At 64.7% G+C, this 24528-nt stretch carries 22 protein-coding genes; 11 read left to right on the top strand and 11 right to left on the bottom strand.

From position 1 onward, the window contains the following. Positions 1-34: 34 nt before the first annotated feature. Positions 35-1357, bottom strand: coding sequence for an ABC transporter substrate-binding protein (locus tag OO015_RS10435; protein ID WP_265941202.1), 1323 nt, complete (start codon positions 1355-1357; stop codon positions 35-37). A 352-nt stretch (positions 1358-1709) separates the two neighbouring features. Here OO015_RS10435 and OO015_RS10440 point away from each other — a divergent pair, with 352 nt between their 5' ends. Then, a complete protein-coding gene (locus OO015_RS10440; protein WP_265941203.1) occupies positions 1710-1916 on the top strand; it encodes a heavy-metal-associated domain-containing protein in 207 nt (68 codons plus the stop codon). Positions 1917-2290: 374 nt separating this feature from the next. Next, the gene (locus OO015_RS14240) at positions 2291-2758 is read left to right on the top strand and encodes a hypothetical protein (RefSeq protein WP_416236604.1); all 468 of its coding nucleotides are present in this window, start codon (positions 2291-2293) and stop codon (positions 2756-2758) included. 8 nt (positions 2759-2766) lie between these two features. Here OO015_RS14240 and OO015_RS10445 read toward each other — a convergent pair whose 3' ends face one another. Further along, positions 2767-3549 (bottom strand): phosphatase PAP2 family protein, encoded by a 783-nt coding sequence (locus tag OO015_RS10445; RefSeq protein WP_265941204.1) that lies wholly within the window; start codon positions 3547-3549, stop codon positions 2767-2769. 173 nt (positions 3550-3722) lie between these two features. Here OO015_RS10445 and OO015_RS10450 point away from each other — a divergent pair, with 173 nt between their 5' ends. Together OO015_RS10450 and OO015_RS10455 are read left to right on the top strand one after the other, a co-directional pair. Next, on the top strand, positions 3723-4733 hold the full coding sequence (locus tag OO015_RS10450) for a tyrosine-type recombinase/integrase (protein WP_265941205.1): 1011 nt from the start codon (positions 3723-3725) through the stop codon (positions 4731-4733). A 2-nt stretch (positions 4734-4735) separates the two neighbouring features. After that, positions 4736-5938, top strand: a complete 1203-nt coding sequence (locus OO015_RS10455) for a hypothetical protein (protein WP_265941206.1) — start codon at positions 4736-4738, stop codon at positions 5936-5938. A gap of 57 nt (positions 5939-5995) precedes the next feature. On the opposite strand, the gene OO015_RS10460 is transcribed toward OO015_RS10455, so the two are convergent. From OO015_RS10460 to OO015_RS10470, 3 genes are read right to left on the bottom strand one after another with little or no spacing between them, the layout of a single operon-like run. Further along, positions 5996-6940 carry a uroporphyrinogen decarboxylase family protein gene (locus tag OO015_RS10460; protein ID WP_265942072.1) on the bottom strand — a complete coding sequence of 315 codons (945 nt, stop codon included), beginning with the start codon at positions 6938-6940 and terminating at the stop codon, positions 5996-5998. A 27-nt stretch (positions 6941-6967) separates the two neighbouring features. Then, the gene (locus OO015_RS10465; protein ID WP_265941207.1) at positions 6968-8644 is read right to left on the bottom strand and encodes a hypothetical protein; all 1677 of its coding nucleotides are present in this window, start codon (positions 8642-8644) and stop codon (positions 6968-6970) included. A gap of 39 nt (positions 8645-8683) precedes the next feature. Next, on the bottom strand, positions 8684-9742 hold the full coding sequence (locus tag OO015_RS10470; RefSeq protein WP_265941208.1) for a M42 family metallopeptidase: 1059 nt from the start codon (positions 9740-9742) through the stop codon (positions 8684-8686). A gap of 154 nt (positions 9743-9896) precedes the next feature. Here OO015_RS10470 and pepF point away from each other — a divergent pair, with 154 nt between their 5' ends. Then, complete coding sequence (gene pepF / locus OO015_RS10475; RefSeq protein WP_265941209.1) at positions 9897-11720, top strand: oligoendopeptidase F; 1824 nt, start codon at positions 9897-9899, stop codon at positions 11718-11720. A gap of 81 nt (positions 11721-11801) precedes the next feature. On the opposite strand, the gene ubiE is transcribed toward pepF, so the two are convergent. Together ubiE and OO015_RS10485 are read right to left on the bottom strand one after the other, a co-directional pair. After that, positions 11802-12575: a bifunctional demethylmenaquinone methyltransferase/2-methoxy-6-polyprenyl-1,4-benzoquinol methylase UbiE gene (ubiE, locus tag OO015_RS10480; protein WP_265941210.1), complete on the bottom strand. Its 774-nt coding sequence runs from the start codon at positions 12573-12575 to the stop codon at positions 11802-11804. Positions 12576-12602: 27 nt separating this feature from the next. Further along, entirely contained in the window at positions 12603-13046 is a 444-nt protein-coding gene (locus OO015_RS10485; RefSeq protein ID WP_265941211.1) for a YbhB/YbcL family Raf kinase inhibitor-like protein, read from the bottom strand. Between the two features lie 371 nt (positions 13047-13417). On the opposite strand from OO015_RS10485, the gene OO015_RS10490 reads away from it, so the two are divergent. Then, positions 13418-13999, top strand: a complete 582-nt coding sequence (locus tag OO015_RS10490; RefSeq protein ID WP_265941212.1) for a pyridoxamine 5'-phosphate oxidase family protein — start codon at positions 13418-13420, stop codon at positions 13997-13999. 25 nt (positions 14000-14024) lie between these two features. Here the strand turns inward: OO015_RS10490 and OO015_RS10495 are convergent, their stop codons facing one another. Continuing rightward, entirely contained in the window at positions 14025-14429 is a 405-nt protein-coding gene (locus OO015_RS10495; protein ID WP_265941213.1) for a DUF2203 domain-containing protein, read from the bottom strand. Positions 14430-14575: 146 nt separating this feature from the next. Between OO015_RS10495 and OO015_RS10500 the strand changes: the two genes are divergently transcribed. The 3 genes from OO015_RS10500 (at position 14576) to OO015_RS10510 (ending at position 17756) form a co-directional block, all read left to right on the top strand. Continuing rightward, complete coding sequence (locus OO015_RS10500) at positions 14576-15496, top strand: DMT family transporter (protein ID WP_265941214.1); 921 nt, start codon at positions 14576-14578, stop codon at positions 15494-15496. Positions 15497-15574: 78 nt separating this feature from the next. Beyond that, the gene (gmd, locus tag OO015_RS10505; RefSeq protein WP_265941215.1) at positions 15575-16585 is read left to right on the top strand and encodes a GDP-mannose 4,6-dehydratase; all 1011 of its coding nucleotides are present in this window, start codon (positions 15575-15577) and stop codon (positions 16583-16585) included. Positions 16586-17024: 439 nt separating this feature from the next. Continuing rightward, positions 17025-17756, top strand: coding sequence for an alpha/beta hydrolase (locus OO015_RS10510; RefSeq protein WP_265942074.1), 732 nt, complete (start codon positions 17025-17027; stop codon positions 17754-17756). Here OO015_RS10510 and OO015_RS10515 read toward each other — a convergent pair. The 3 genes from OO015_RS10515 to OO015_RS10525 form a co-directional block, all read right to left on the bottom strand. Further along, positions 17753-19945, bottom strand: a complete 2193-nt coding sequence (locus OO015_RS10515) for a UvrD-helicase domain-containing protein (protein WP_265941216.1) — start codon at positions 19943-19945, stop codon at positions 17753-17755. The two genes, OO015_RS10510 and OO015_RS10515, sit on opposite strands and share 4 nt — an antisense overlap. A gap of 311 nt (positions 19946-20256) precedes the next feature. Beyond that, complete coding sequence (locus tag OO015_RS10520; RefSeq protein ID WP_265941217.1) at positions 20257-21669, bottom strand: AI-2E family transporter; 1413 nt, start codon at positions 21667-21669, stop codon at positions 20257-20259. Between the two features lie 139 nt (positions 21670-21808). Further along, positions 21809-23146 (bottom strand): MFS transporter, encoded by a 1338-nt coding sequence (locus OO015_RS10525; protein WP_265941218.1) that lies wholly within the window; start codon positions 23144-23146, stop codon positions 21809-21811. Between the two features lie 212 nt (positions 23147-23358). Here OO015_RS10525 and pdxH point away from each other — a divergent pair, with 212 nt between their 5' ends. After that, positions 23359-23997: a pyridoxamine 5'-phosphate oxidase gene (pdxH, locus tag OO015_RS10530; protein WP_265941219.1), complete on the top strand. Its 639-nt coding sequence runs from the start codon at positions 23359-23361 to the stop codon at positions 23995-23997. An 8-nt stretch (positions 23998-24005) separates the two neighbouring features. After that, complete coding sequence (locus tag OO015_RS10535; protein ID WP_265941220.1) at positions 24006-24425, top strand: HIT family protein; 420 nt, start codon at positions 24006-24008, stop codon at positions 24423-24425. The last annotated feature ends 103 nt before the right edge of the window (positions 24426-24528 follow it).

Below are 24528 nucleotides of genomic sequence, written 5' to 3' on the forward strand. Positions count from 1 at the left end.
CCCCGGCAGCCGAATCTCGGCACGAGTCCTCGCTTCAGAACGACAGATCGTGAATATCCTGATACTCGTCGATGACGACATTGCCGAGCGTGCCATCGGGCAGCCGATCGACACGCCGAACGATCACCGTCGTGATCACACCCTTGGTCTCTGGATGGAAGCGCACACGGTTCATCGGTCCTTCGAAGCTCACATTCTTGATAGCATCGAGGAAAGCCTGCTTGTCACTGGTATCGCCCTTCACCGCTTCGAGCGCATGAGCGAGGATCATGATCGTAATGTAGCCCCAATACTCCAGGTGACCCGGTAGCGCGTTGAACTTCTGTTGGAACTTCTGGACGAACTCCTGATTTTGCGGCCGCTCGTACCGAGCCGCGTAGTTGATAGCACTCACAATCCCGAGGGCCGCCTCGCCGACCTCCGGCAAGTAGGGATCGTCGCCGACTTCGGCACCACCCAGGAGTGGATACTGATCCTTCAGGCCGAATTCCTGGTATTGCGTCATGAAGCGGATCGCGTCCGCACCGATGAACCAGGCCCAGACAGCGTCAGCATTCGATGCCTCTTGGAGGACACGCTGCAAGTAAGGGCCGAAATCAGTTGTATTGAGCGGCGGGTAGATCTCAGCCGCGATTTGTCCACCGGACTTCTTGAAAAAGTCACCAAAGACCTGTGCGACGGTATGCCCCGTCTGATAATCGGGTGCCATCATCACGACGTTACGGTAGCCGCCCTTCTCGTAGGCCCAGCGCGCCTGGATGAACTCGTACTGTCCTTGGCAGAAGGAAGAGCGGAAGATGTAGGGGCTCCGCACGTTCGGGTCACGCGTGATCGCAGGCCATCCCGCAATGGAAACGATCGTCAACTGCTGCTGCTGATGGAGGTAGTCGCGCACTGCGGTGAGCTCGGGCGTGATGGTGAAACCAGTGATAACATCGACCTTCTCGCTCTCGACCAAGCGGCGGACATGCGTGGCTGCCTGCTCGGGGTTGCCAGCCGAATCGGCCGGGACGAGTTCCAACCGACGTCCGCCAGCAGTATTCCCGAGCTCATCCAGAGCCAGCTGCATACCCTGGATGTGCCGACGTCCGGAAGCGGCCAGATTGCCCGTCTGCGCGACGACCACGCCGATCTTGAACGGCTGAGCGCTGGCCGCAACGGTCGGACTGGCAGCCAGAGTCGGGCTCGCTACCGCCCGAGCAGTCGGCGAGGCCGCCGGGGGCGACGCGGTAGGAGCTTGCGTCGGTGTCGCTGCAGGCGCCGTCGTCGGAGTCGGGGTTGCCTCGCCTCGGCAGGCTGCCAGCAATGCACTCGCAACAACCGACGTCGAGACAACCAAGAAACGGCGTCGATTCATTTGTCTCCTCCTCATTTCTCATTCAGCCGCACGGAACGACAGGGATAATCGGTGCGGTCTCTGGCACCCAGCAGTACTCCAGGCCGTACCCTCCTCTCACCACGCCGCTCGATCGCGTTACGTCTCTAGGATTCTTTCGACGCTGGCTGCTGCAGCTACTCTCCCACAAAGTGACGACAAGCCTCATACCAACACTTTAAAGATACACCTACTCGCTGTCAAGCTCATCCAGCAGGCGGAAAGCTCCCGTCGGCACGGAGAGGGTTGACGCTTGCCCGATGCGGACGTATCCTTCCATCGAGATACCCCTATGGGGTATGACCGTTCTGGACTCGAAAGTGGGAGGGTGACGATGGTAACGCGGGTGTACCGAGTGCCAGATGTCAGCTGCCAGCACTGCATACGGGCCATTACCGAGGAGCTTCGCAAGATCGAGGGGATTCAGGATATCGAGGTCGACCTCACGAGCAAGACCGTCCGTGTCGTCAGCGAGGAGACCGTACCCGACGAACGCATCAGGAGCGGAATTGAGGAGGCTGGTTACACGATCGCGGGCTGAGGGGTCTTCCAATCGCACGGTTACTCCCTCCACCGGGAGCCTCCGCTCCCGGTGTTCCTTTCCGGTTCGGGTCACCAGCCCCCCGATCACCACCCGTCCTACCGGTTGCCCTCGTTCCCTTGGCCGTCAGGTGGCTGCCCATAGTAGTGGGAACCCCCGTGCAAACTGGTCCCAGGACGACGTCCGTCTCCTGATTCGGGCCCCATATCTTAGCTAACGGCTAGTCCCCCAGGCTACCCTCTCCTGGGCAGGAACTCGCACTAGAACTGGGACGAAAGGCACTCGCGGTGCCAGCGCGGTCGTGCCGAAGTGTCACGATGGAACGACCGAGGGTCGGAGCGGAGTGAACCGTGGGAGACACCTGGCGCATTCTCGTGATCGACGACGATCGTCAGTTTCGGTTGACCCTGGTCTCGGCGCTCGAACTCCGAGCAACGGTACGAACCGTCGATACAGTCGATGCAGCATACCGGTTGCTCGATACGTGGCGTCCTCACGCTGTCGTACTCGACCCGGCAATGCGTGCCGGCGATGGCCTCGAACTCCTGGCCACATGCATGGCTCGCAAGAACCTTCGGGTATTCTGTTGCCTCCCAGGGCGCTTCGCCACCTCACTCCAACCAACCTTGCGCACGGTAGCCTTGTTGGATCGCAACTCTCCGGCGCGCTCCCTGGCCCAAGCTATTACGACGACGCTCTCGCAGTCGCATTCTGGTGGGGTTCTTACAGCCCCGACAGCACCCTTCGAAACACGGCCGATCGAGCCGCCATCGGAAGGACGCAACCACGCATCCGCTCAACCGTCCAGAGCATCTCTTTTCTCCAGCGAGGCCGCACGTTAGTCGACGGCTCAGCGGTGCCGCACGACTACACGCACGGGCACGGGTGGCAGCGACCATTCGGTCAGGCGAGGCAAGAGACGCGGCACGAGTGACCATGCCACGATAGCGAGTGTCGTACCTGCAATGCAATCGAGGACGTAATGGTTACCGGTACCGATGACCGCAATCGTCATCAGCGCTGCATAGACGATACCGATGAGGTGCAGGACACGCTGTTTGGAGAGCCGCAGGAGGCCGATACAGACGAACACAGCGAACGCGACATGCAAACTCGGCATAGCGGCGAACGGGTTGTAGAGGCTCGCAATCCCTGGGTGATCGTAATTGACACCGCGTGAGATCGCGAGCGTATCGACGAAGCCGCGCCACGGGAAAAAACGGGGTGGTGCCAGCGGGAACAGGGCATAACAGGTCAACCCGACAGCGAGGATAGCGAGAAACGTCGCGCGCACTTCACCGTATCGATCGGGGACGCGGAAAAACGCCCAAATACCGAACAGCAGTACGGCCGCGAGATGCGTGTAGGTATACACGCCATTCAGGAGCGTCAGCAAAAGCGGATACGCTAGTACGAGATTCTGCACCGCACGCTCGGCTGCGAGACCCAGGGCCTGTTCGATGCGCATGACGAGGAATGCATTCTGAAAGGCGTCGTACGCCCGACCGGCAGCGACACCACGCGTGACATAATAAAGCACGAACAGCGATGCCATCAGGCTGAACTCGAGGATCGCCGCGCGGGAACGGGAGAGCGAACCATCGTGGGTAATGACACGTTTCACACCAACCATCGAGACTCCTGCAGTACGCGGGTCACCGCTCGGCACACATGCTCGACAGCTACCTCTCTCCCCGGTAGTCTTACCATCGCTGTCGTCGTTGCGTCCACCGCAGCGCCCCAGTGGGCGCAATGAGACAGCGTTCGTACGCTATACTGCAGGAGCGGAACGGAGGGGGCGAGACTGTGCAACCTACCATCGCAGAGGCAGTCGACCGGTTCATCGCCGATCTTCGCTTGTCCCCGCGGACTCGATCCACCTACAGCATCGCGCTCAAGAAGTTCCTCCAGCATCTCACCGACATCCAGGGGCTCGATCCCCAGTCTCCACTGGAAGTCCTACGTGAGGATCATGCACTCGCCTTCCTCCGGGATCTCGTCCCGGAGGACATCAAGACTCCCGAGCAGGTTTCGCGTATGCGGACGGCCCAGACCACGTTCGCAGCGGTTCGGAAGTTCTACGCCTATCTCGTCTCGTTCGACCTTCACCCGACACTGTCGACCGAAAAGCTCAAGGTACGCGCGGCTGCGCTCTTGCCGCGGTTTACGCCGCCTCCACCTGACGTCCGCACCGATCAGCTGGAGCGAATCGTCGAGTACGTGCGCCGCTTACCTCCGCACGAAGACCGTACACGCGAGCTCCGCCGACTCAAGGTTCGCGCACTGATACTTTTCCTCTTTCGAACGGGAGTCCGAGTCTCGGAACTCTGCGCACTCCGCAAGCAAGACATCGATCTGGAAACGGGGACAGCACGTATCTACCGCGCGAAGGGCGGCAAGAGCCGAACTGTTCACTTCGACAGCGAGACAGCTGACGCGCTCATCGCGTACTGGCGCGCTCGCGGAGACAGTGGACGCGGGAGCGGGTCGTACCCCGCCTTCAGCGGCCGTGACAGACCCGGTCAGCCCGGCCGACCGATCGCCCCGCGAACCGTTCAAGCACTAGTGAGTCGTCTGTGCGAAGAAGCGGGTGTCGAGTTTCCAGTGACTCCACACTCGTTCCGGCATGGCCTCGCAACCGAACTGGTACGGCGCCGAGTACGGGAATCGACCGTGCAGGCGATTCTCGGGCACGCCTCCCCAGTGACGACACGGATCTACGTCCACCTCACTGCTCAAGATGCAGCCGACGAGTACCATGCGGCTTTCGGGGCATACCAGCGCCCCGGCACGCAGCGACAGGCTGGTGGTGCATGAGAGTGCAAGACGCTCTTTCGTTCTTCATTCGGCTGCTTCTCCTCGTTGCCCTCCCGATCGGCTGCAGCACGGCGCAGCCTGCTCTCGACCACCCGAAGCCTACCCCGACCTCGCCGCCAGCGAGCGTGCTGACACCCGACACCAACGAGATCCGGTTTCGCCCCGAACCGATCATCGGGCAACTCGTCCTGGCGACTCAAATCGGCGAGGACGAGGCGCCGCGCGACGAGCGAGCTTCCGTGCCAGTCGGCACCGAACGGCTCTATCTCGTCGTGCGTGTGAGCGATTTTCCAGCGGGCTCGACACTCGTGGCGGTGTGGACTCGCGGTACGAACGAGATCGGTCGGAGCGAACGGAAGGTCGACGAGGCGATTCGTGGCAGCCGCTGGGTCGCCCTTACCTTCCCGCAAGCCGGGTCGTTGAGCGGGGGAGAATACGCTGTTCGCCTCTATCTCGATGATCGCTTCATCGATTCCCTCGTGTTCTCAGTGGGTGGAGGAAGCGGAACGACCGGAGGACAGCAGGCGACACTCGTCTTCACCGATGCGCTACCGGCGGACGGGAGCCAGGTCCACGCGCTCGATGTCTTTCCTGAAGGAACCACGCGAGTCATCGCTGTTCTCGTGGATGTACCGCCTGACCTTCAGGCTGACCTGTGGAGTCGTTGGACGATCGACGGCCAGATTCTGACCGAAAGCGGTGCCGATGAGCTGCGTTTCCCCTTCGTGCGCACCTTCACACTCGAGCGCGAGGAACCGCTTCCGGCTGGGACCTACACAGTCGAAATCTTCGCTGACCAGCAGTCGATCGCGCGCGGCACGTTCCGAATCGCCGGAGCGAATCCGACACCGAGCCCAGCGGAAATCCAGGCGAGCGTCGAGGACGTCCGCCTGGTGCGGGCAGTCGAGCCGGGTACCGGCGTTCCGGTCGGGGCGGCACTGCGAGAGGTCCAGGCACCAGCGCGCATCTACATCGCTATCCTCGTCCACAACCTCCAGCCCAGCGATGTTCTGGAGGTCATCTGGCAGCGCGCTGGGGTGGAAATCAGTCGCCAACCGCTGCGTGGTCTGGCGCTCTCATCCAACTGGATCGCTCTTCCCGTCGAGCTGCCAGCTGAGACGGGGCCGGAACCGGTACCGTACAGCGTGATAGTGGTGTTGAACGGCGAGACGGTCGCCCAGCGTTCACTCGTCGTCCATCCGTGAACTCATCCCGCCACCGTGGCGCTCGACGATTCAGCTACCGTGGAACTGGACGGAACGTCACTCCTGCGCCACGAGTTCCTCAACGACCCGGCGCGCAGCGACGAGCCAGCGTTCGTCGGTGTCGTCCGGTACCGAGCACCCGTTGGCGAGGATCAGCCCGCGCCCGCCGGTCTGCTGGAGCGCATCGAGCGCTTCGGCACGAATCGCCTCGAGCGGGCCGCGGACCAAGGGGCCGAACTCGTCCCAGCCACCCATGAGGCACTTCTGCGTGCGCTGGCGAGCCTCACGCAGCGAGGGGCCAGCGCGCCGGTCGCTCCAGCTCAGCACGCCGACAGGATAGTCCAGAACATCGTCGAAAAAGAGGTCACGATCACCGTGGACATGGACGATGTTCAGCCAACCGTCGGCGGCACCGCGGAGCGCGAGCAGATCGTAGGGGCGGCCGAGCTCGCGGTACTGCTCGCGAGACATCGCGACCGCCGTGCAGCCCTGGAGCGCGAAGAAGATCCCATCGGCGCCAGCCTCGATCACTCGTTCGAGATGCTGGCGAACGTTCTCAGCGAGGACGGCGAGCGCTCCGTGCACGACGGCCGGGTGCTGCGCCGCGTGCTGCAGGACGAGCTCCGGCTGTGCAGCGAAGTAGAGCGCCTGCGTGAGTGGGCTGAAGACCGTCACGACGATCGGCACGTCGGGGCCAGCGAGGTGGCGGAGCCAGCGAACCGCTCGCACCCATTCGTCACCATAGCGACTCCGCGTGAAGTCGATGGCATCGACGAGATACCAGTCCTCCACGTCGGTGACACAGCGGCGCGGGAATGGATAACGGAGATCCGGCATCAGCTTCGCGATATCCAGGTCGAAACGGCGGACGAAGAACTCGTACGTCAACTCAGCCAGGCGGCGTCCGGAACCGCGCGGACGGAAGTGATGCCAAAAGCAGACCGGCGGGCGATCGACAGCCTGGCCTGCGAGCGCCGCCTGGACGCGTTCTCGCTTCGTCATCGTGGCCACGCGTATCCGTCCTTTCCATCAATCCAACCGTTCGCTCACGTGCTCGGGCAGCGTCACGAGGAGAGTGGGTTCCTCGCTCCGGAGCACGATCAAGAGATCGCCGCGAGCCCGCTCAGCAATCGCCACGATCGCGCCGCCATGCGTGACGACCACCCCACGCAGCAGCCATCCTGGTAGAAGATGCGCGACCGGTTCGAGCGTTGCTGTATCGTAGACCCACACACCGTCGCCGAGTTCTCCGGACAGCGGATACACGACGTAGAGGCGTGTGCCGTCCGGAGACAGAGCCACACGCAGAGCGTTGCCGCTCTCGGCTCGTGCTGCGGGTGCGAGGTACTCGAGAATCTGCCGCCACCAAGTTCGATCGGTCGCAGGTGCCGGTACCGTGTCGCGTTGCCGCGGCAGTCCGGTCACCGCATCGACCGCAGCGATGCGTCGTAGCTGGAGATCGACGAGGTAGAGCGCGTCGCTGTTCGTGGAGGGAAGCACAAGCGTGGTGGCGGGATCCGCCGCGAACCTGGCGATCAACACGCCGCTCGTCACGTCCCAGAGTCCGATCCAGGAACCAGTGCTGTCGCGGCACCAGGCATACCACCGCAGTTCTTCGATTCCGAGTACCCCGCCATCGAGATCCGGATTGGCCAGACAATCGACATCGCCTGACGCGATCGATGCGAACGACCAGCGGCGCACGGCTTCGAGCTCCACTTGCTGCCCCATGAAGGAGGACAGCCGAGCTTCACCGGAACCATCCAGTGAAAGACCGCGCTCGAGCACGATCACACGGTCGCTCCGGGTGACCGCGAGGCGCGGTACGACTTGCGTACCGCGCATCGCCCCCGGTAGCGGTCGCTGAGCCACAATCGTCCCCGACTGAACGTCGAGCACCAGCAGATCCGCTTGCCAGCTCTCACCGAGTCGAGCGGCGCGGTAGACCGCGAGATACGGTCGCCACGGGAAGCCGGCGAAGGCGAAGACCACAGCAGGGGTCGTCGTCGAGCCAGCCTGGAGCGAAGCACGGACCGGTTTCAGGTCGTACCGCTGTTCCTGGCCCGTCAGGACGTCGGTGAGCGCGAGACTGACCTGCCATCGGCCCCCGTACGTCCGACTCACGGTATCGATCGGCACGGCTGACCGGCGCACGAGATAGGAGCGCTCCCCCACCCGCACGACCGTCTCACCGAAGAAGCGCACGACACTTCCTGTATCAGGATCGAACCGAAGCACCGTAATCCAGGAGCTGCCACGGAGGAGCGCTGCATCCTCGCTCACCGGCGGGGCACTCAGGCGTGGCGCGACGAAGACTTCGGTTTCAGCACGGGACACCTCGACCCCGTTACTGGCTTGCACAGCGAGCCACCAGGTTCCCGCCTCGTTGAAGGGTACCGCGATGACGTACCGTCCAGCTTCTTCTTCGGTCGCGGTGCGCACCTCAGCGATCGCGCCCGCAGCGCCAGCACGCGCGTTTCCCGCCGACTGGACACTCGCCTGCAGCCGCAGACCGCTCACGGGGTTTCCCCATGCATCGACGACGCTCACTTCTACCGTCGCGACATCACCAGCAGCCAGTGCCGCGGGACGAACGACGAGCGATGTCACCCGCAACGATGCTGGTTGGGCCATGAGCGGTACCGGCGATCCGATCGCGAGGATCGTCAGGGAAAGAAGCACCAGCCACCGAGCCGATGGTCGCATCGTCGTTCAGCCCATGCGAAGAGAACGGAGCACTGACTCTCACCAGCTATATGGTTGGTATGTCCGCTCATGCGCTTCAGCCAGATAGCGACGGAGAAGATCGACCGCGGCAGCGATATCCTCGACATGCGCCATCTCGTTCACCGTATGGACGTGGCGCGTGGGGATGGAAAGCGTCACCGCTGGCACACCGGCGCGCGCACGCTGGAGAGCTCCCGCATCGGTTCCGCCACGCGGCAATACTTCCAGCTGGTACCGAATGCCGTGGCGAGCAGCGATCTCTCGGACATGCTCGATCAGCGGACGACTCGGGATATGCGACGAATCGAACACTTTGATCGCGACGCCTGCGCCGAGCCGGGTGATCCGATCGTGCGCCTCGATACCTGGAACGTCGCCAGCAATGGTGACATCCAGGGCGATCGCCACATCCGGCTCGAGGCCGAAGCCGGCTGTCTGCGCACCACGCAGCCCGACCTCCTCCTGGACCGTCGCCACAGCCACGATTTCCGCTTCGTGTCGCTCGAGATGACGAAGGGCCTCGAGCATGACGAAGACGCCGACGCGATCATCCAACGCCTTGCTCAGCACAGTCGGCCCCAACCGCACGAAGTCGCGAGCCAGCGTGACCATGTCGCCGATTTCGACACGCGAGCGGACTTCCTCGGCGGGGAGACCGAGATCGACATAGAGGTCTTCCAAGGCTGGCGCCTTGCGCTCCTCCGTCGTCAACAGGTGGATGGGCTTCGTCGCGAGCTGGAGCGCGCCGAGGAGCGGCTCGCCGGAGCGTGTCCAGACGTGGACGCGTTGGGCGACGAGGACACGGGCATCGAATCCACCGACCGGCTGCAGCCGCAGGAAGCCGTTGTCGTCGATATGGCGAACGAGGAAACCGATCTCGTCCATATGCGCGGCGAGGAGGACACGCCGGGCGAGCCGGCCACGACGGATCCCGATCAGGTTTCCCATGGCATCGACGCGCAGCTCGTCGACAACAGGTTCCAGAGCAGCCCGGACGACCTCCGCGACGCGGGTCTCGTGACCGGCAATGCCCGGTGTCTCGCACAGGCGCTGCAACACGCTCCAATCGAGTTCCATCGGGTACCAGCTCCTCCATCATTCAGCGAACGCACCGACGCTCACATCCTAGCATCCGGCGTCAACGCTCCCAAAGCACAGCCTCGTTCACCGGACGTATCCTGGCGGGTAGGATGGAACGCAAGCGGGCCAGCCACGGGAGGGAGGTCGAGGGGTGGTGCAGCAGCGGACACGCGATGAGGTACCGGTCGAGGAGACATGGAACCTGGCCGACCTGTTCGCGACACCGGACGACTGGGAACGCGAACGCGAGGCTTTGTTGCGTGACCTCGCGCAACTCGAAGAGCTGCGCGGTACGCTCGGTGCTGGCCCGAGCCAGGTCCTCAGGGTCCTGACGCTCGCCGACGAACTGGACCAACGAGTCAGCAAACTGTACGCGTATGCCTTGCTGGCGCGCGACCAGGACACACGCGATACGGTCGCCGCCGAGCGCTACGAACGAGCGGTGCACCTGGGCACGCTGGTGGGACGAGCATCGGCCTGGATCGCGCCCGAACTCCTGGCAACGTACGACGACGACCGGCTCCTCCGTCTACCCGAGGAAGAACCCGGCCTCGTCCCCTTCCGACGGCTGTTCGAGCGCTTGGTCCGGGAGCGGCCGCACATCCGATCAGCCGAAGTCGAGGAACTCCTCGCCGAGACCACGCCGCTCGCTCAAGCACCGAGCACCGCTTTTACCTTGCTCGACAACGCTGATATTCGTTACGGGACCGTGACCGACGTCGATGGCAGCACCGTCGAGCTGACGAAGGGTCGCTATCTCGTGCTGCTCGAGCGTCGTGACCGGCGCGTCCGCCAACAGGCGTATGAGGTCTTCAACGCACCGTATCTTGCTCACCGGCACACGCTCGCAGCGTTGCTCAGCGCAGCGAACCAGCGCGATGTCTTCTATGCCCGAGCACGGCGCTACGAGTCGGCACTCCATGCAGCACTACACCCGGACAACATTCCGATCGAGGTCTACACGACACTGATCCAGCTGGTTCGGCAGCATGCGTCTCTCCTGCAGCGCTACCTCGCACTGCGGAAGCGCGTACTCGGGCTGGAGCGCCTGCGCACGTTCGACCTGTACGTTCCACTGGTCGAACGACCGGAGCGATCGTACAGCTACCAGGAAGCGCGCGATCTCGTCGTCGCCGCCTTGCAGCCACTCGGTCCTGACTACGTCGAGCCGCTCCGGCAGGGTCTGGCGAGCCGCTGGGTCGACGTGCACGAAACCGTCGGGAAGCGCTCCGGTGGGTACAGTCTCGGTGTCTACGGGGTGCACCCGTATATTCTGCTGAACTGGAACGGAACTTTGCGCGAGGTCTTCACGCTGGCACACGAAGTCGGGCATGCGATGCACTCGTACTTCAGCTCCCGGGAACAACCGCACCCGACGGCTGAATACACGATCTTCGTCGCTGAAGTCGCCTCTACCTTCAACGAGCGGCTGCTCATGCGCTCCTTGCTCCAACGCGCGACCGATCCACGCGAGCGAGCTGCGCTGGTCAACGATGCGCTGGATACGTTCCGCACCGCTCTGTTCCGGCAAACGCTGTTCGCTGAGTTCGAACTGGAGACGCATCGTGCCGTCGAGCGTGGTGCCGGGCTGAGCGCGGACGGTCTCTGCGACCTCTACGGCAGCCTGATCGCCGACTATTATGGGCCGGACCTGGAACTGGACAACGAGGTGCGGCACGAGTGGAGTCGCGTGCCGCATTTCTACCGGGCGTTTTACGTCTATCAGTACGCGACCGGCCTGGTGGCAGCGACTGCGCTCGCACGGAGGGTCCTGAGCGGAGACGAGGACGCGCGGCAACGCTACCTCCGGTTCCTGGCCGCAGGATCATCGAAGGACTCGCTCGACCTGTTGCGCGACGCCGGTGTCGATCTGACGACGCCGGAGCCGTATCTGGCTGCTTTCGCGACGATGGAGCAGGATCTCGCCACCCTCGAAGAGGCGCTGAGGCGACTCGGGATGCTGCAGCCAGCCTGAGGAGGGTCGTGCGACCCGTCAGGAAGGAGTGCAGTTCGCCGACCGCTTGTGCTAGCAGCGCACGCCGAGTCGCTGGGTCGTTCAGTGGCACGCGACTCCCGTCGACCCCGGTGCAGCTCGCACCGCATCACTCGCGGGCTGGCTACTCTCGGCGCGCACCGCGATATGGAGCGCCACGGTACCGGCCATGAGTTTCCGGACCTGCACGGAAGCGAAACCGGCTGCTCGCAGGAGCGCCGCAAGCTCCCACGCCGTGGGGAAGGCTGCTGTCGAGCGTGGGAGATAGCTGTACGCCGCCCGGTCACCACTGACCAGGCCACCGAGCCAGGGGACGAAGCGGTCGAAATAGAGTCGAAGCAGGGGCGCGAGCGGTCCCTGGAAGGGCGTCGTCTCCAGAATCACCAGTACCCCGCCGGGGCGTACGACGCGGGCGAGTTCGTGGATCGCTGCCTCGTAATCAGGGAGATTGCGCAACCCGAAGCCGATCGTACAGGCATCGACCGAGGCATCGCGGAACGGGAGGCGCATCGCGTCCCCGCAGAGGAGCGTGACCCGATCGATACCAGACGCGGAGCGCTTGCGAGCGGCATGCCGGAGCATCGTCCGACTGAAGTCGAGCGCGACGACGCGCCCAGCACCCTGCGCAGCGAGCTCGAAGGCAAGGTCCCCGGTACCCGTCGCGACATCGAGCACGACTGCTGGCTGGTGGGCGAGGGCGGCACGGGCGGCTGCCCGGCGCCAGGTCACGTCGCGGCCGAGCGTCATGAGCCGGTTCATCACGTCGTAGCGCGGGGCGATCCGGTCGAACATACGCCGGACTTCAGCCGGCGGTTGCAACGCGCCACGGGGAGCCATGCCGTCTCCTTTCCCCTGGGGGCAATGCTAGCGTAGCGGATCGCGACTGTAAGTGCCGACGAGTTCACCGATGGCCAGAACATGCCCTTCGAGGGCACGCAGGACGTCGTTCCGCCATGCTCCGGGCGGGAGACCGGTCGGACGATCGAGCGCGTACAGCCGGAACACGTACCGGTGCGGTCGACCAGGCGGTGGACACGGTCCGCGGTAGCCGAGCGTTCCGAAGTCATTCCGGCCCTGTCGCGCTCCGCTGTTCAGTGTTCCGTCAGGCGGCACAGCCGGCGGGAGAGAGCGTGTTGCCGCGGGGAGGTCGTAGAGGAGCCAGTGGGTGAAGATCCCACCGGGAGCATCGGGATCCTCGACGACCAGGACGAAGGCAGTAGTTCCGACCGGTGGATCGGACCAGCTCAGGGGAGGAGATCCATCGGCACCATCGCACGTGTATTCGGCAGGGATGGTACCGCCTGACACGAACGCCGAACTGCTCAGACGCATCCTGGCCGCTGGCAACGAGGTCGTCGGGCTCGCCTCGGTGACGGTACAGCCGAACCCAAGCGTCGCACCGATCAGCGCACTCGCAAGCAACATTCGGAACCACTGCGAATACCGACGGAAGCGGGTGCGAGGGAAACGACGTTCCATGGCTCATCCGGGTGGACACATCCGACGGGCGTACCACTTTTGAGGGTACTGCACGGGCCGAAGAACGACAGCGTTCGTCCCCGGCGGGCTACGCAGCTGAGGCACCTGAACGAACTCCGCACAGCAGTGGATTCCGGCGACCGAGCCACAGTAGACTCCGAGAGTACACTCCGGCAGTCGGGTTACCCCGAGGAGGAGCGATGGAAGCCCAGCAGCAATCACGGAGCGTGATTCACCGGCATCCGGAGCGCGCGGTGCCGGACGAAGCGGCGGAGATTCTCGCCGCGGGGATGGTCGCGCATGTCGGCTTCTGCGGGGACGGGCAACCGTTCGTCATTCCGATGTCGTACCACTATGACCCGCGGCGACCGGACCGGTTGTATCTCCACGGCGCGCGGGAGGGCCGCTTGTTGCAGCTGCTCGCCGCTGGTGCACCGGTGTGCATCGCGGTGACCCTGGTCGATGGACTGGTTTACTCGCGGAGTGCCTTCAACCACTCGATGAACTACCGCAGCGTCGTGTGCTTCGGTCGGGCCAAGGTCATCGAGAACGAAGCTGACCAGCGGACGATCTTCGAGGCGATGACGGAACGGTACTTTCCCGGGCGCCGCGTTGGGGTCGACTATCAGCCAGCGACGGCACAGCAACTCGCGGCAACGCTGCTCGTCGAGGTCGCGATCGAGGAGTGGAGCGCCAAGGCTCGCCGTGGCGGGCCGAGGGGTCCTTACGATGCCGATCCGACGGCGCCAGGCACGGCCGGTGTCGTGCCCCTGAAGGGGTAACGTGCACGGACGACATGACGTGCCCTTACTCCTCCAGCGGCTGACGACCGCGAAACCCGGCATCGAGTTCATGCCAGAAGGCGACCGTCGGCTCGTCGACCTTCCAGCACAGGTAGACTTCACGCCCGTCACGCAGGCTCGGGAAGTCGACCAATCCCATGTCCAGGTCCTTGACTTCCACACCGAGCTCGTGCACGGCCCGGACCTTTTCGCGAATCGAGCGCACGAGCGCGGCGATGCGCTCCTCGTGCGCCTGGAGCTTTTGCGCGCTGCCATTGAGAAAGGCGAGGGGAGCGATCCGCCGCAACTCGTTCAGCTCGCGATCGAGTTCGCGCTTCTCGGTCTGCAGCGCGACGAGGATGCCGCGCAACCGTGGGACGAGGGCACGGGCTTCTGCGACCGTGAAGTAGCGCCGGTTCCGCCGTTCCATGATCGGGCTCCCCCGAGCTGCCAGGCGGCTGGCCTGCGTCGTGATGACAGAACCTGCGCGCGAAAGAACGAGAACGCTCGCCGGTGCCGCCCGGCCGGGCAGTGAGTTTATCATCGAGCGGGCGTCGCGGCGCTCGGGGGAATTCGGTGGCACGACTCTCGACCATGCGAGAAGCGAAGGCTAAGCGTGGAGCTGTGGTAGGCCACGTCCTGCTGGCGACGACAGCCGTCTTGTGGGGTTCCTCGTACATCAGCACGCGGCTCATCGTCGGTGAGGTACCACCGCTCCTCCTCGGCTTCCTGCGTGGGCTGCTCGCCGTTCTCGTCCTCGGTCTGATGGCGCGATGGAGCGGGGTGCCGCTGCGCATGCGGTGGTACGACTGGCTCCCGCTCGCCGGGCTCGGTGCGCTCGGGGTCGGGTATTTCTACCTGGGACTCAACCTCGCCCTCCAGTGGACGACGGCAGTGACCGCATCGCTCCTGAGCCTTCCGTATCCAGCCTTGACCGCGCTCGCCGCCTGGCTGTTCCTGCGCGAACCGCTGGATTTCCTCCAGGTGGCGGGTATCGCGCTCGCCGGTGCCGGCGCGACCTGGCTGACGCTCGAGTCAGCCCAGGACACGGTGGGTGGCGCTTGGCTCGGCAACCTCCTGGCCCTCTCGATCACGGTCGCCTGGACGGTCTATACGCTCCTCGGGCGGCGCATCCTGCCGAGATGGTCGCCGCTGGCGGCGACGTTCCACGTGATGCTGGCGGGCACGCTGCTGCTCGGTCTCGGCGCTGGACTGGAGTACCTGAGCGGCGCACACCCTGTCTGGACCGGGCGGGCGATCCTGCTCACGCTCTACCTCGGGATCGTCTGCACCGGCATCGGTTACGCCTTCTGGAACAGTGGGTTGCGACTGGTCCCTGCAGCGGCAGCGAGCGCGTACATGTACCTGCAGCCGGTCACCGTACTGGTGCTGGCGATACCGGTGCTGGGTGAACGTCCATCGCTCACCACGCTCGTAGCCGGTGCGCTCGTGCTGACCGGTACCGCATTAGCAGCCCGGCGAAGCGGCCAGGATTGACCGATCCGGTACACTGAAGCGACGACTCCGGGCCTCGGAGCGGAGGCCCAAGCGCGACAATGGGGGACAAAACGCACGATGGGGAAGCGGAAGACAGCGCTCATCACGGGGATCACCGGCCAGGACGGTTCGTACCTCGCTGAGTTTCTCCTGGAGCAGGGCTACCGGGTCGTCGGGATGCAGCGCCGCTCCAGCACGGAGACCCTCTGGCGAATCGCGCATCTTTTGGACAAGATCGAACTCGTGCAGGGGGATCTTCTCGATCAGCTTTCACTGATCGAGATCGTCCGGGAGTACCAGCCGGACGAGGTCTACAACCTGGCGGCACAGTCGTTCGTCCCGACCTCCTGGCAGCAGCCAGTGCTCACCGGGGAATTCACTGCGCTCGGCGTGACGCGCCTGCTCGAGGCGATCCGGTTGGTCAAGCCGGACACGAAGTTCTACCAGGCCAGCTCGTCCGAGATGTTCGGCAAGGCAGTCGAGGTTCCCCAGAACGAGCGGACGCCCTTCTATCCGCGGTCACCGTACGGAGTGAGCAAAGTCTATGGGCATTACATCACGATCAACTATCGGGAGAGTTATGGGCTGTTCGCTGTTTCTGGGATCCTGTTCAACCATGAGAGCCCACGACGAGGCCTGGAGTTCGTCACGCGCAAGGTGACGCACGGGGTGGCCAAGATCAAGCTCGGCCTGGCCAAGGAACTCCGCCTGGGCAACCTGGACGCGCGCCGCGACTGGGGCTACGCGCCGGACTACGTGCGTGCGATGTGGCTGATGCTGCAACAAGACCAGCCGGACGACTTCGTGGTCGGTACCGGGAAGACGTACTCGGTACGACAGCTCTGCGAGATCGCTTTCCGCTGCGTGGGGCTGAACTGGGAAGACTACGTCGTCGTCGATCCGTCGCTGTTCCGGCCGGCGGACGTCGATCTCCTGGTCGCTGACGCAACCAAGGCACGGACGGTCCTCGGCTGGCGACCGACGGTGAGCTTCGAAGAGATGATCGAGCTGATGGTCGATGCCGACCTGCGCTTGCTCAAAGGGGAGCGCGTGCCGCCGGGGATGGTAGCACCGGTCGTCCGGCCGTAACGCCGCTTCAACCGAGTCTGGCGACCGGAACGGCGCGCCTGCCGGGTAGGAGCGATCCGTGCTCGGCTCGGTCTCTGCGCACGGTGGGGAGGAGCATCAGCGAGGGGTCGACACCCTCTGGTGCGGCGATGGAGTCGGCTGAGACGGTGACACCTCCTCGAGATCCGGTCAGAACCGGAACGGTACATCCCGAGTCGAGCGAGGAGCGCCGGAGATCGCCTCGCTGGGTACCGTCCGGTGACGGGAGGCATTCCGACCATGACCGTGGACTGGGAACACCGAGTGCGAGCACCGCTCCGCTTCGCCCGTCTCGTATCGGCATATCTACCGCTCGGACTCGCGAACTGGCTCATCCGGCTGGGAGGCGCGCCGGGCCAAGCTGCCAGCGGATATCCAGCGCAGCACGGTACGAGCTGACAGCGTCCCCTGCGAGTGGCTGATCCCCACGGACGCTCCTGCCGATCGCGCACTCTTGTACCTGCACGGTGGGGGGTTGGTCTTCAGGCTGAGCGCACAGCATCTCGCGATGGTGAGCGAACTGGCCCTGCACCTGGGAATCCGAGCGCTGCTCCCGGAGTACCGGCTGGCGCCGCGCCATCCCTGGCCGGCAGCCTCGGAGGGCTGCCTGCTCGCCTACCGGTGGCTGCTGTGCCAGGGTTCTCCGGCGCACCGGATCGTGGTCGCCGGGGATTCGGCTGGGGGCAATCTGGCGATCGCACTGGCGATGGCGCTGCGCGATGCAGGAGACCCGCTTCCGGCAGCACGCGCGTGCTCGTCGCCGGTCGGGGACCTTTCCAGTACCGAGGAGCGCGGGCTGGCCTTCGTCGACCCGGTCTTGCATCCGCAGGCGATCCGGCGGTTCGATCGCGCGTCTCTCGATGAGCACGACGCACGCCAGCCGCTCATCTCGCCGGTGTATGGCGACTGGCATGGTCTGCCACCGCTGTTGATCCATGCGGGCGAGGACGAACTCCTGCGCGAGGATGCCGAGCGACTGGCCCAGACAGCACAGCAGGCTGGCGTCGAGGTCGAACTCGCGATCTACCCACGAATGTGGCATGTCTGGCAACTGAACCGGGAGCTGCCGCAGGCACGCGACTCGCTCGACAAGGTCGCGCGATTCTTCCGCAAGGACCTCGAGGCAGAACGCGCAACGAGGGTAACCAGCTAGAAAGGCAAGTCAGGAACCGCCGAGTCGGACTCACCAGCTTCGGGCAGCTCGACGAAGCGAATGTCCCAGACGTCCGATTCGAGCCCAGCCAGGAGCGCACTCCGCCCGAACGCGGGCCGGAGGACGACGAGCGCGTGCGTCGCGCGGCTCATCGCGACGGCTGCAGCTCGCCGCCAGAGGCGGACCGATTCCTCGACCTCCTCGATCGGTGGATCGGAGAAGCTGGCCGGCGGAGGCTCCCAATCGGGAACGAGGAGGAATACTGCTGGGAACTCCAGTCCCTTGGCATTGTGCCAGGTGAGGATCTTGACAGCGGCATGAGCGGAGAGCTGTTGGCCGTGCCCGACGCGCTCACTCGGGATCTGCGCGTCCCGGAGGGCCGTCTCGACCTCGCTCGCGTCCTGGTTACGCGGCACCAGCACCGCGCAGGAATCCCACGGGAGGCGCTGTTCCTGTCGGAGACGACGGAGTTCCTGGGGTAGGAGCGTCTTCCACGTTTCCCAGCGGGCCAGCGAGAGGACGAGCGGTCGGCCGCGACCGCTCCGCTTCCGGTCGAGCGGCGGTTCGGTTCGGGTGCTGCTCTCCGGCAAGGCGTGCCGGTAGGCGCGGACAGCAACCGCGATTTCCGGCGGGCAGCGGTGACCGGTGCGTAAGGTGAGTCGCGCGACCTCGTACCGCGCGTTGCCGTTCGCAGCGTCGCCACGCTCGAGTTCCTGCACGATGAGTTGCCAGCCGAAGCACCGCGAGTAGATCGACTGTTCCTCGTCCCCGACGAGCAAGAAGCGGCGGGGATCGAGACACAAGGCCTGGAGGAATCGGATGGCGACGGGGCTGAGATCCTGCACTTCGTCGACCACGACCGCGTGATAGCGCCGCACCTCCGGATCGCTCCGGGCACGGTCGAGCGCGAGCTGGCGGAGTTCTTCATGCAGGAACAGATTTTCAGCGCGCAGTAGATCGGTCAAGGTCTCGTACAACACCCAGATCGCCTCACGCTGGGCACGCTGGAGTGGCCGGCGCCGACCGGTGCGGTCGGCATCGAGATACTCTTCCAGGCGCGTCAGACCGCGCCCGACGATCACTTCCGTGATCTCGCTCAAGAGGTACTCGGCGGTTATGCCCCGGAGGCTAGCAGCAAGACGCCGGTCGCGCTGCGGGTCAGGACTCAGCGGGCGCTCGAACGCCTGGACGCGCGCCGACTGCACCCACGGACGGGCTTGCAGGTCACGCAGCACGTTCGCCTGGGGGATATCAGGGCACAGCTCGGTGACGAGGGCATCGAGTGTCTTGACGTCGGTGCGGAACCGCGTCCCTGGCGAGAGGCTCGAGAGGATCACGTGCCTGGCGAACTCGGCAAGGGTGCGCGTGAACGTGACGAAAAGAAACCGCCCCTCGGCATCGCCGAGCTTGCGAGCGAACTCCTCGAGTGCGCGGATGGCGACCAGTGTCTTTCCGGTACCAGCGCCACCGGTCACGACGAACGGTCCCTCCCGTGTCGCGATCGCCTGGAGCACCTCGCACTGGGAATCGTCCAGTACCAGTTCGAGCCGTGTGCGTCCAGCGAGAAGATCCTGAACCGAGCACGATGCATCGAAGAGGTAGGTCGCCTCGTCGAGCACCTCATCGAGTTCGACCCCGCACGCCAGGTCGAGCACACGGCGGGTGAGTCGTTCGTTCGGGAGGCGCTCCGCGATCTCGAGCAACTCGTCCTCCGTGCGGCACGCGAGCAAGGCGTCGTGGAACTCGGGCGGCACGCCGAGCCGTTCCAGCTCGGGTTTCGTGAAGGGACGCTGCAAGGGACGCGCCGGTGGCTCGGCCGGGCTCTCGTTCTCGGGGGCTGGAGCAGCCTGCTGCAACGCGAGGTCCTCATCGTGCGGCTCTGTCACCAGGATGTGCCCCTTGCCGAGCGGCAACGCATCCTGACGGTAGGCGTCCTTCCGGTGCTCGATGCCGAGCAAGATGACGAGACACTCCGGATCGATCCGGTAGAAGACCCGGTAGTCGTTCACCCGCCAGCGATAGACATCGGGATACTGCTCCAGCCGCACTTTGTTGTTCGTGCCGTCGGGATGCGGATCGGCACGGAGTTCGGGCAACCGCCGCCAGATGAGCTCCTGAATTTTCCGGGGAAGACCGACGAGCGAACGCCCGAACGACTCGGTCATGGCGAGGCGGTACTGTTCGCACATGCGACGCCTCCGGGGGTCGGTTGCGCACTGCGTGCATCACCGGTCAGTTTCTCGATACGAACGTGCTTTGTCAACTGTCCGGCGTGATCCGTTTCGTCCACGACCGAGGCTGTCCGCTGCGGCAGAGCGGGCGTACAGTGGCAGCGACGGGATGGCGAGGTCGAGCCCAGCGGGACGGAACCGGTCTGACAGGGGAGCAGGAGGGTACTGCTCGCCGAGGCGGCGACCGTGCGTCCGGGTGGGAGAACCGTCCACTGAGGGGGACAGACTTTCATCCAGGGAAATCGCGGCGACGGCAGCAGGCAGGTGGTTCAGCGTGCTGCTGAGTCCTGCATCGCTTCTCGAGGAGCACGATGGGTAGTCCCGAGAGCATTGACGACTTCCGCTTCAGCCCCCCAGCCGGAGGGCAGACGGCTCACCACAGGAAGGCCGACGGCTGTGGCGAGGCTCCGCGCCACTGGGTCAGGCGTTACGACAGCGACCTCCACATCGTGCTCGAGGGCGTTGCGGCTGATGTCCTGGAACAGTGGGAGGTCGCTCCATTCGACGATACCAGGTGGAACGATCAGAACCACGTCGCGCCGTGCAGGCGACGCGATCCAGACTGGGAGATCGCACAAGTGGGAGCGATTCTCCAGTGCGAGGATCTGCCGGGGTGGCGGATGGCGGAGTTCCTCCAGGACCGAGAGCACGACGATCTTGAGCGCGGCGAGGGTGGGCACAGCGAGGAGGAGCCCGAGGATCCCCGCAACGCTCGCACCGGCGAGCACACCGAAGAGGACAACCACGGGATGCAGGCGAACGAAGTGTCCGACCAGCTGCGGGATGACGAAGTGATCCTCCAGAATGCGGAGCACCAGGTAGACGGCGGCGACGACCAACGCCAGCTGAAGCGCGGACCATCCGAACGGCGCGGTTCCCTGGGTCAGAGCGACGCTGACGGCGATCGCGCCAGCGGTCCAGGGGCCGACGAAGGGGATGAGCTCGAGGAGACCAGTCGCGACCGCGAGCGCGAGCCGGTACTTGATCTGCAAGATCGTGAGCGCGACGTAGGTCGCCGTCGCCACGATCGCGAAGAGGACGAGTTGGGCGCGGACATAGGCACGGAAGGTTGCGTCGACCTGACTGAGGATCCGACCGACCGTCCGCTGGTGTCGGCGCGGGGCGAGGGCGCGTAGACGCGCGACCAGCGATCGGCCCTGGAGGAGACCGTAGAAGCTGACGAGGAAGAAGACGAACGACTTGATGAGCGCCTCGACGGTGGCGAGGACCAACGGGACAGCCGCCCGGCTGAAGCGCTCGGCAAGCGCCTGAGCAGCGGCATCAAGGCGATCGAGGACGGCAGACGTGTCGATGACGATCTCACCGATGCGGATCTCCGGACTTCGTGCCAGCCGTTGCTCGATCGTCTCGACGATATCGGGGACCAGGTGCGCCAAGGACTGCACCTGCTGGCCGAGCGAGGGCGCAACGAGGACACCCGCGAACACGAGTGCACCGAACAGGACGACGTACAGGATGACGATCACGAACGCGCGTGGCAGGCGACTCCGACGCTCGACCCAATCGACCAGCGGATGGACGAGGTAGGCGAACACCGCTGCCACGATGAAGGGTGTCAGGATATGGGCGAGATGGAGCAGCAGATAACCGAGGACGAGCGCAAGCAGCGCGGTGATGACGAGCAGCTCGCGCGATTGGCGGATCCGATCGATGACCTGCATTCCGCTCGCCTCGATCCTTTCGATCCGTGGCAAAAAGCGGAGAAGTTACCCGCTGAGCATTCTACAACGGGACGACACTGCCTTCGTCGCTCGCTGCTCCGGGCATTGTCGGCAGGGCACGAACCAGCTGCTCGACTGTTCAGCGGACAGCACGACGCGGCCCAGCGAGCAGCCCGCTCGTCACCAGCGCGAGGAGCGCGAGCATGAGCGCCAGCACGAAAACGGCGTCGAAACCGAAACGATCGACCACCAGTCCACCGAGCATCGGCACGAGCGCCACGACTCCCAACACCGAGTTCGTCACGCCGACGAGGGTCGGACGTTCATGCGGGCGTGCCAGATCGAGAACAGCAGTGAAGTTGGCCAGCATCTGCGCAGAGAGCGCGGCACCGTAAGTCAAGAAAACGAGCGAGAAGGCGATGAAGACGAACCGCTCCACGTCGCCGATGAGGCTCAAGAAACGATCCCAGCGCACGAGAACGCCGAGCGTCACTGCCAGGAGCGGCATAAGGAGACGCAGCATGGCAGTGACCTGCAGCAACTGTCGATTCCCCCAACGGGAAACGACCCAGCCCCACAGCGGATTCGTCGCCACCCGTGCGATGGCCGAAAGAGCGAGGTAGGTTCCAGCCGTCTCGGCGGGCAAGCCGAGTCGATGCTGGGCATACACGATGAAGAAGGGATCCGCGATCGTCGAAAGAGCGAGGAAAGAACGGAAAACGAGGAATCGCCGGACCGACCGGCGAGCGAGCACCGCCGGCACATTGTGAAACCAGGCACGGAGGGAGCGCGGCTGGGCAGGGGCAGGGCGCTCCGCGATCCACAGCGTCGTGTACGCAGCCAGGGCGAGAGCCGCGAAGGAAGTGGCGAACAAGACGGTGAACCCAGCATCGCCACTCGCGAGTGCCCGCTGGACGACCAGACCAGCTAAAAGTGCCAGGAGCGCGCCCCAAAAGTTGCGCTGGCTGAAGAAGAAACCGCGTCGATCGGCCGGGATGGCACGGGCACTCAGTTCGACGAGCGGCACGAAGGCGAAACCAGCGGCGAGGTTGTATACCGCATAGCACAGAAAAAAAGCGATCAGGAGCTGCCGATCGGAACCGAGACTGCCAGCGAGGAGGATGGCCGCGAGCAGACCGATCGCGAGCGCACGCACCACGCCGCCCCAGGCAGCCCAGGGGAGCTGCGAGCGACGTCCTTCGACCAGTGCGGCGGCGACTGCTTGCGGCAGGAACCACAGACTGACGCTGAGCGCTGGCACGAGTCCAACCAGCACCTGGCTCTCGCTGAGCCGATCGACGAAGACAGCCAGGACGAGGACCGGGTGAATGAGTGCATCGCCGAGCAGAAGGAGACCACCGTTGGCGACACCGAAGAGGAAGCTCTGTCGGACGCGTTGGCGCTCGGAGCGAACCGGGCTCCGAGCTCTCACGTCCTCCGCTGCTGCAGGTCGGGCAAGCGGCGGAGTATCGGACATGCTCCCTCTCGTCCCAGCGCGCTGCCGCCAGCTGAGCACAGCACCATCGTAGCCCAGAACCGGAGACCAGGCGAGTAGAAAACGGCCGAGGAGCCGCGCGCCGTGCGTGGGGAGGCGCTGCCGACCGTCACACCCCTGGCGCACCGAGCAGGAGCGCCGACGAGCTGGAATAATCGATGAAGCGTGGTGATACGGCATGGGAAGGAGCACCCGTGCTGCGACCGCTGCACCGCTGGGAACATCAGGATCACCCGCTGCGAAGGTGGGATCTGGCGGAAGACCCGTTGGAGCAGTTTCTCCGCTGGTACCGCGAAGCGGAAGCAGCGGACCTGCGGTATCCGAACGCGATGGCGGTGGCGACCGCGACGGCGGACGGCAAGCCATCGGTTCGCATGGTACTGCTCCGGCAAGTGGACGAGCGGGGTTTCGTTTTCTACACGAACTTGGAGAGCCGCAAAGGACGCGAGATCGCCGAGAATCCGCATGCCGCACTGCTCTTCTACTGGGAACCGCTGGAGCGGCAAGTGCGGGTCGAGGGATACGTGGAGTTGGTCGCGCCGGAGGAAGCCGACGAATACTTCGCGACACGCCCGTACGGTAGCCAGATCAGCGCCTGGGCATCGCGACAGAGTGAGCCGATCGCCTCGCGAGAAGAACTCGACCGGCTGCATCGCGAGTTCGCCGCGCGCTTCCCCGAGGGAAACGTGCCGCGGCCACCCTATTGGGGTGGATACCGGGTGATACCGGAGCGCTACGAGTTCTGGCAGGGACGCCCCGATCGCTTGCACGACCGGTTCCGCTACGAGCGGCAACCTGACGGCAGCTGGGTGATCGTCCGGCTGCAACCGTAGGAGGCCGGATGACAGCGTGCACCTTTTGCAGCATCGCCGGAGGCGAACTTCCCGCTGTGCTGGTGTACGACGACGATCGATTGCTGGCCTTCCTCGACCACCGGCCGCTCTTCCCCGGTCATACCCTCGTCATTCCTCGCGCCCATGTGCCGACACTGGCCGAACTCCCGGAGGACCTCCTGTTACCCTTGTTCGGGCTGGTCCAGCGATTGACGCGGGCGATCCCCCTCGCGCTCGAGGCGCACGGGACGTTCGTCGGGATCAACAACCGGGTGAGCCAGAGCGTACCGCACCTCCACGTGCATGTCGTCCCGCGACGACGCGGTGACGGCCTGCGCGGCTTTTTCTGGCCGCGACAGCGGTACGCGTCCAGCGAGGCGATGCAGGAGGTCGCGGAACGGATCCGTCTCGCGCTCGCGCAGGCGTGAGGCAGCGCAGGTGTCCCACCGACCGGGACACGGAGGCATGCTTCCGCTACACTGGACAGAAAGAACGGACTCTGGCATCTCAGCGACCCAGCCGAAGGGGGTA

It is taken from the genome of Thermomicrobium sp. 4228-Ro, from assembly GCF_026241205.1.
Classification (GTDB): domain Bacteria; phylum Chloroflexota; class Chloroflexia; order Thermomicrobiales; family Thermomicrobiaceae; genus Thermomicrobium.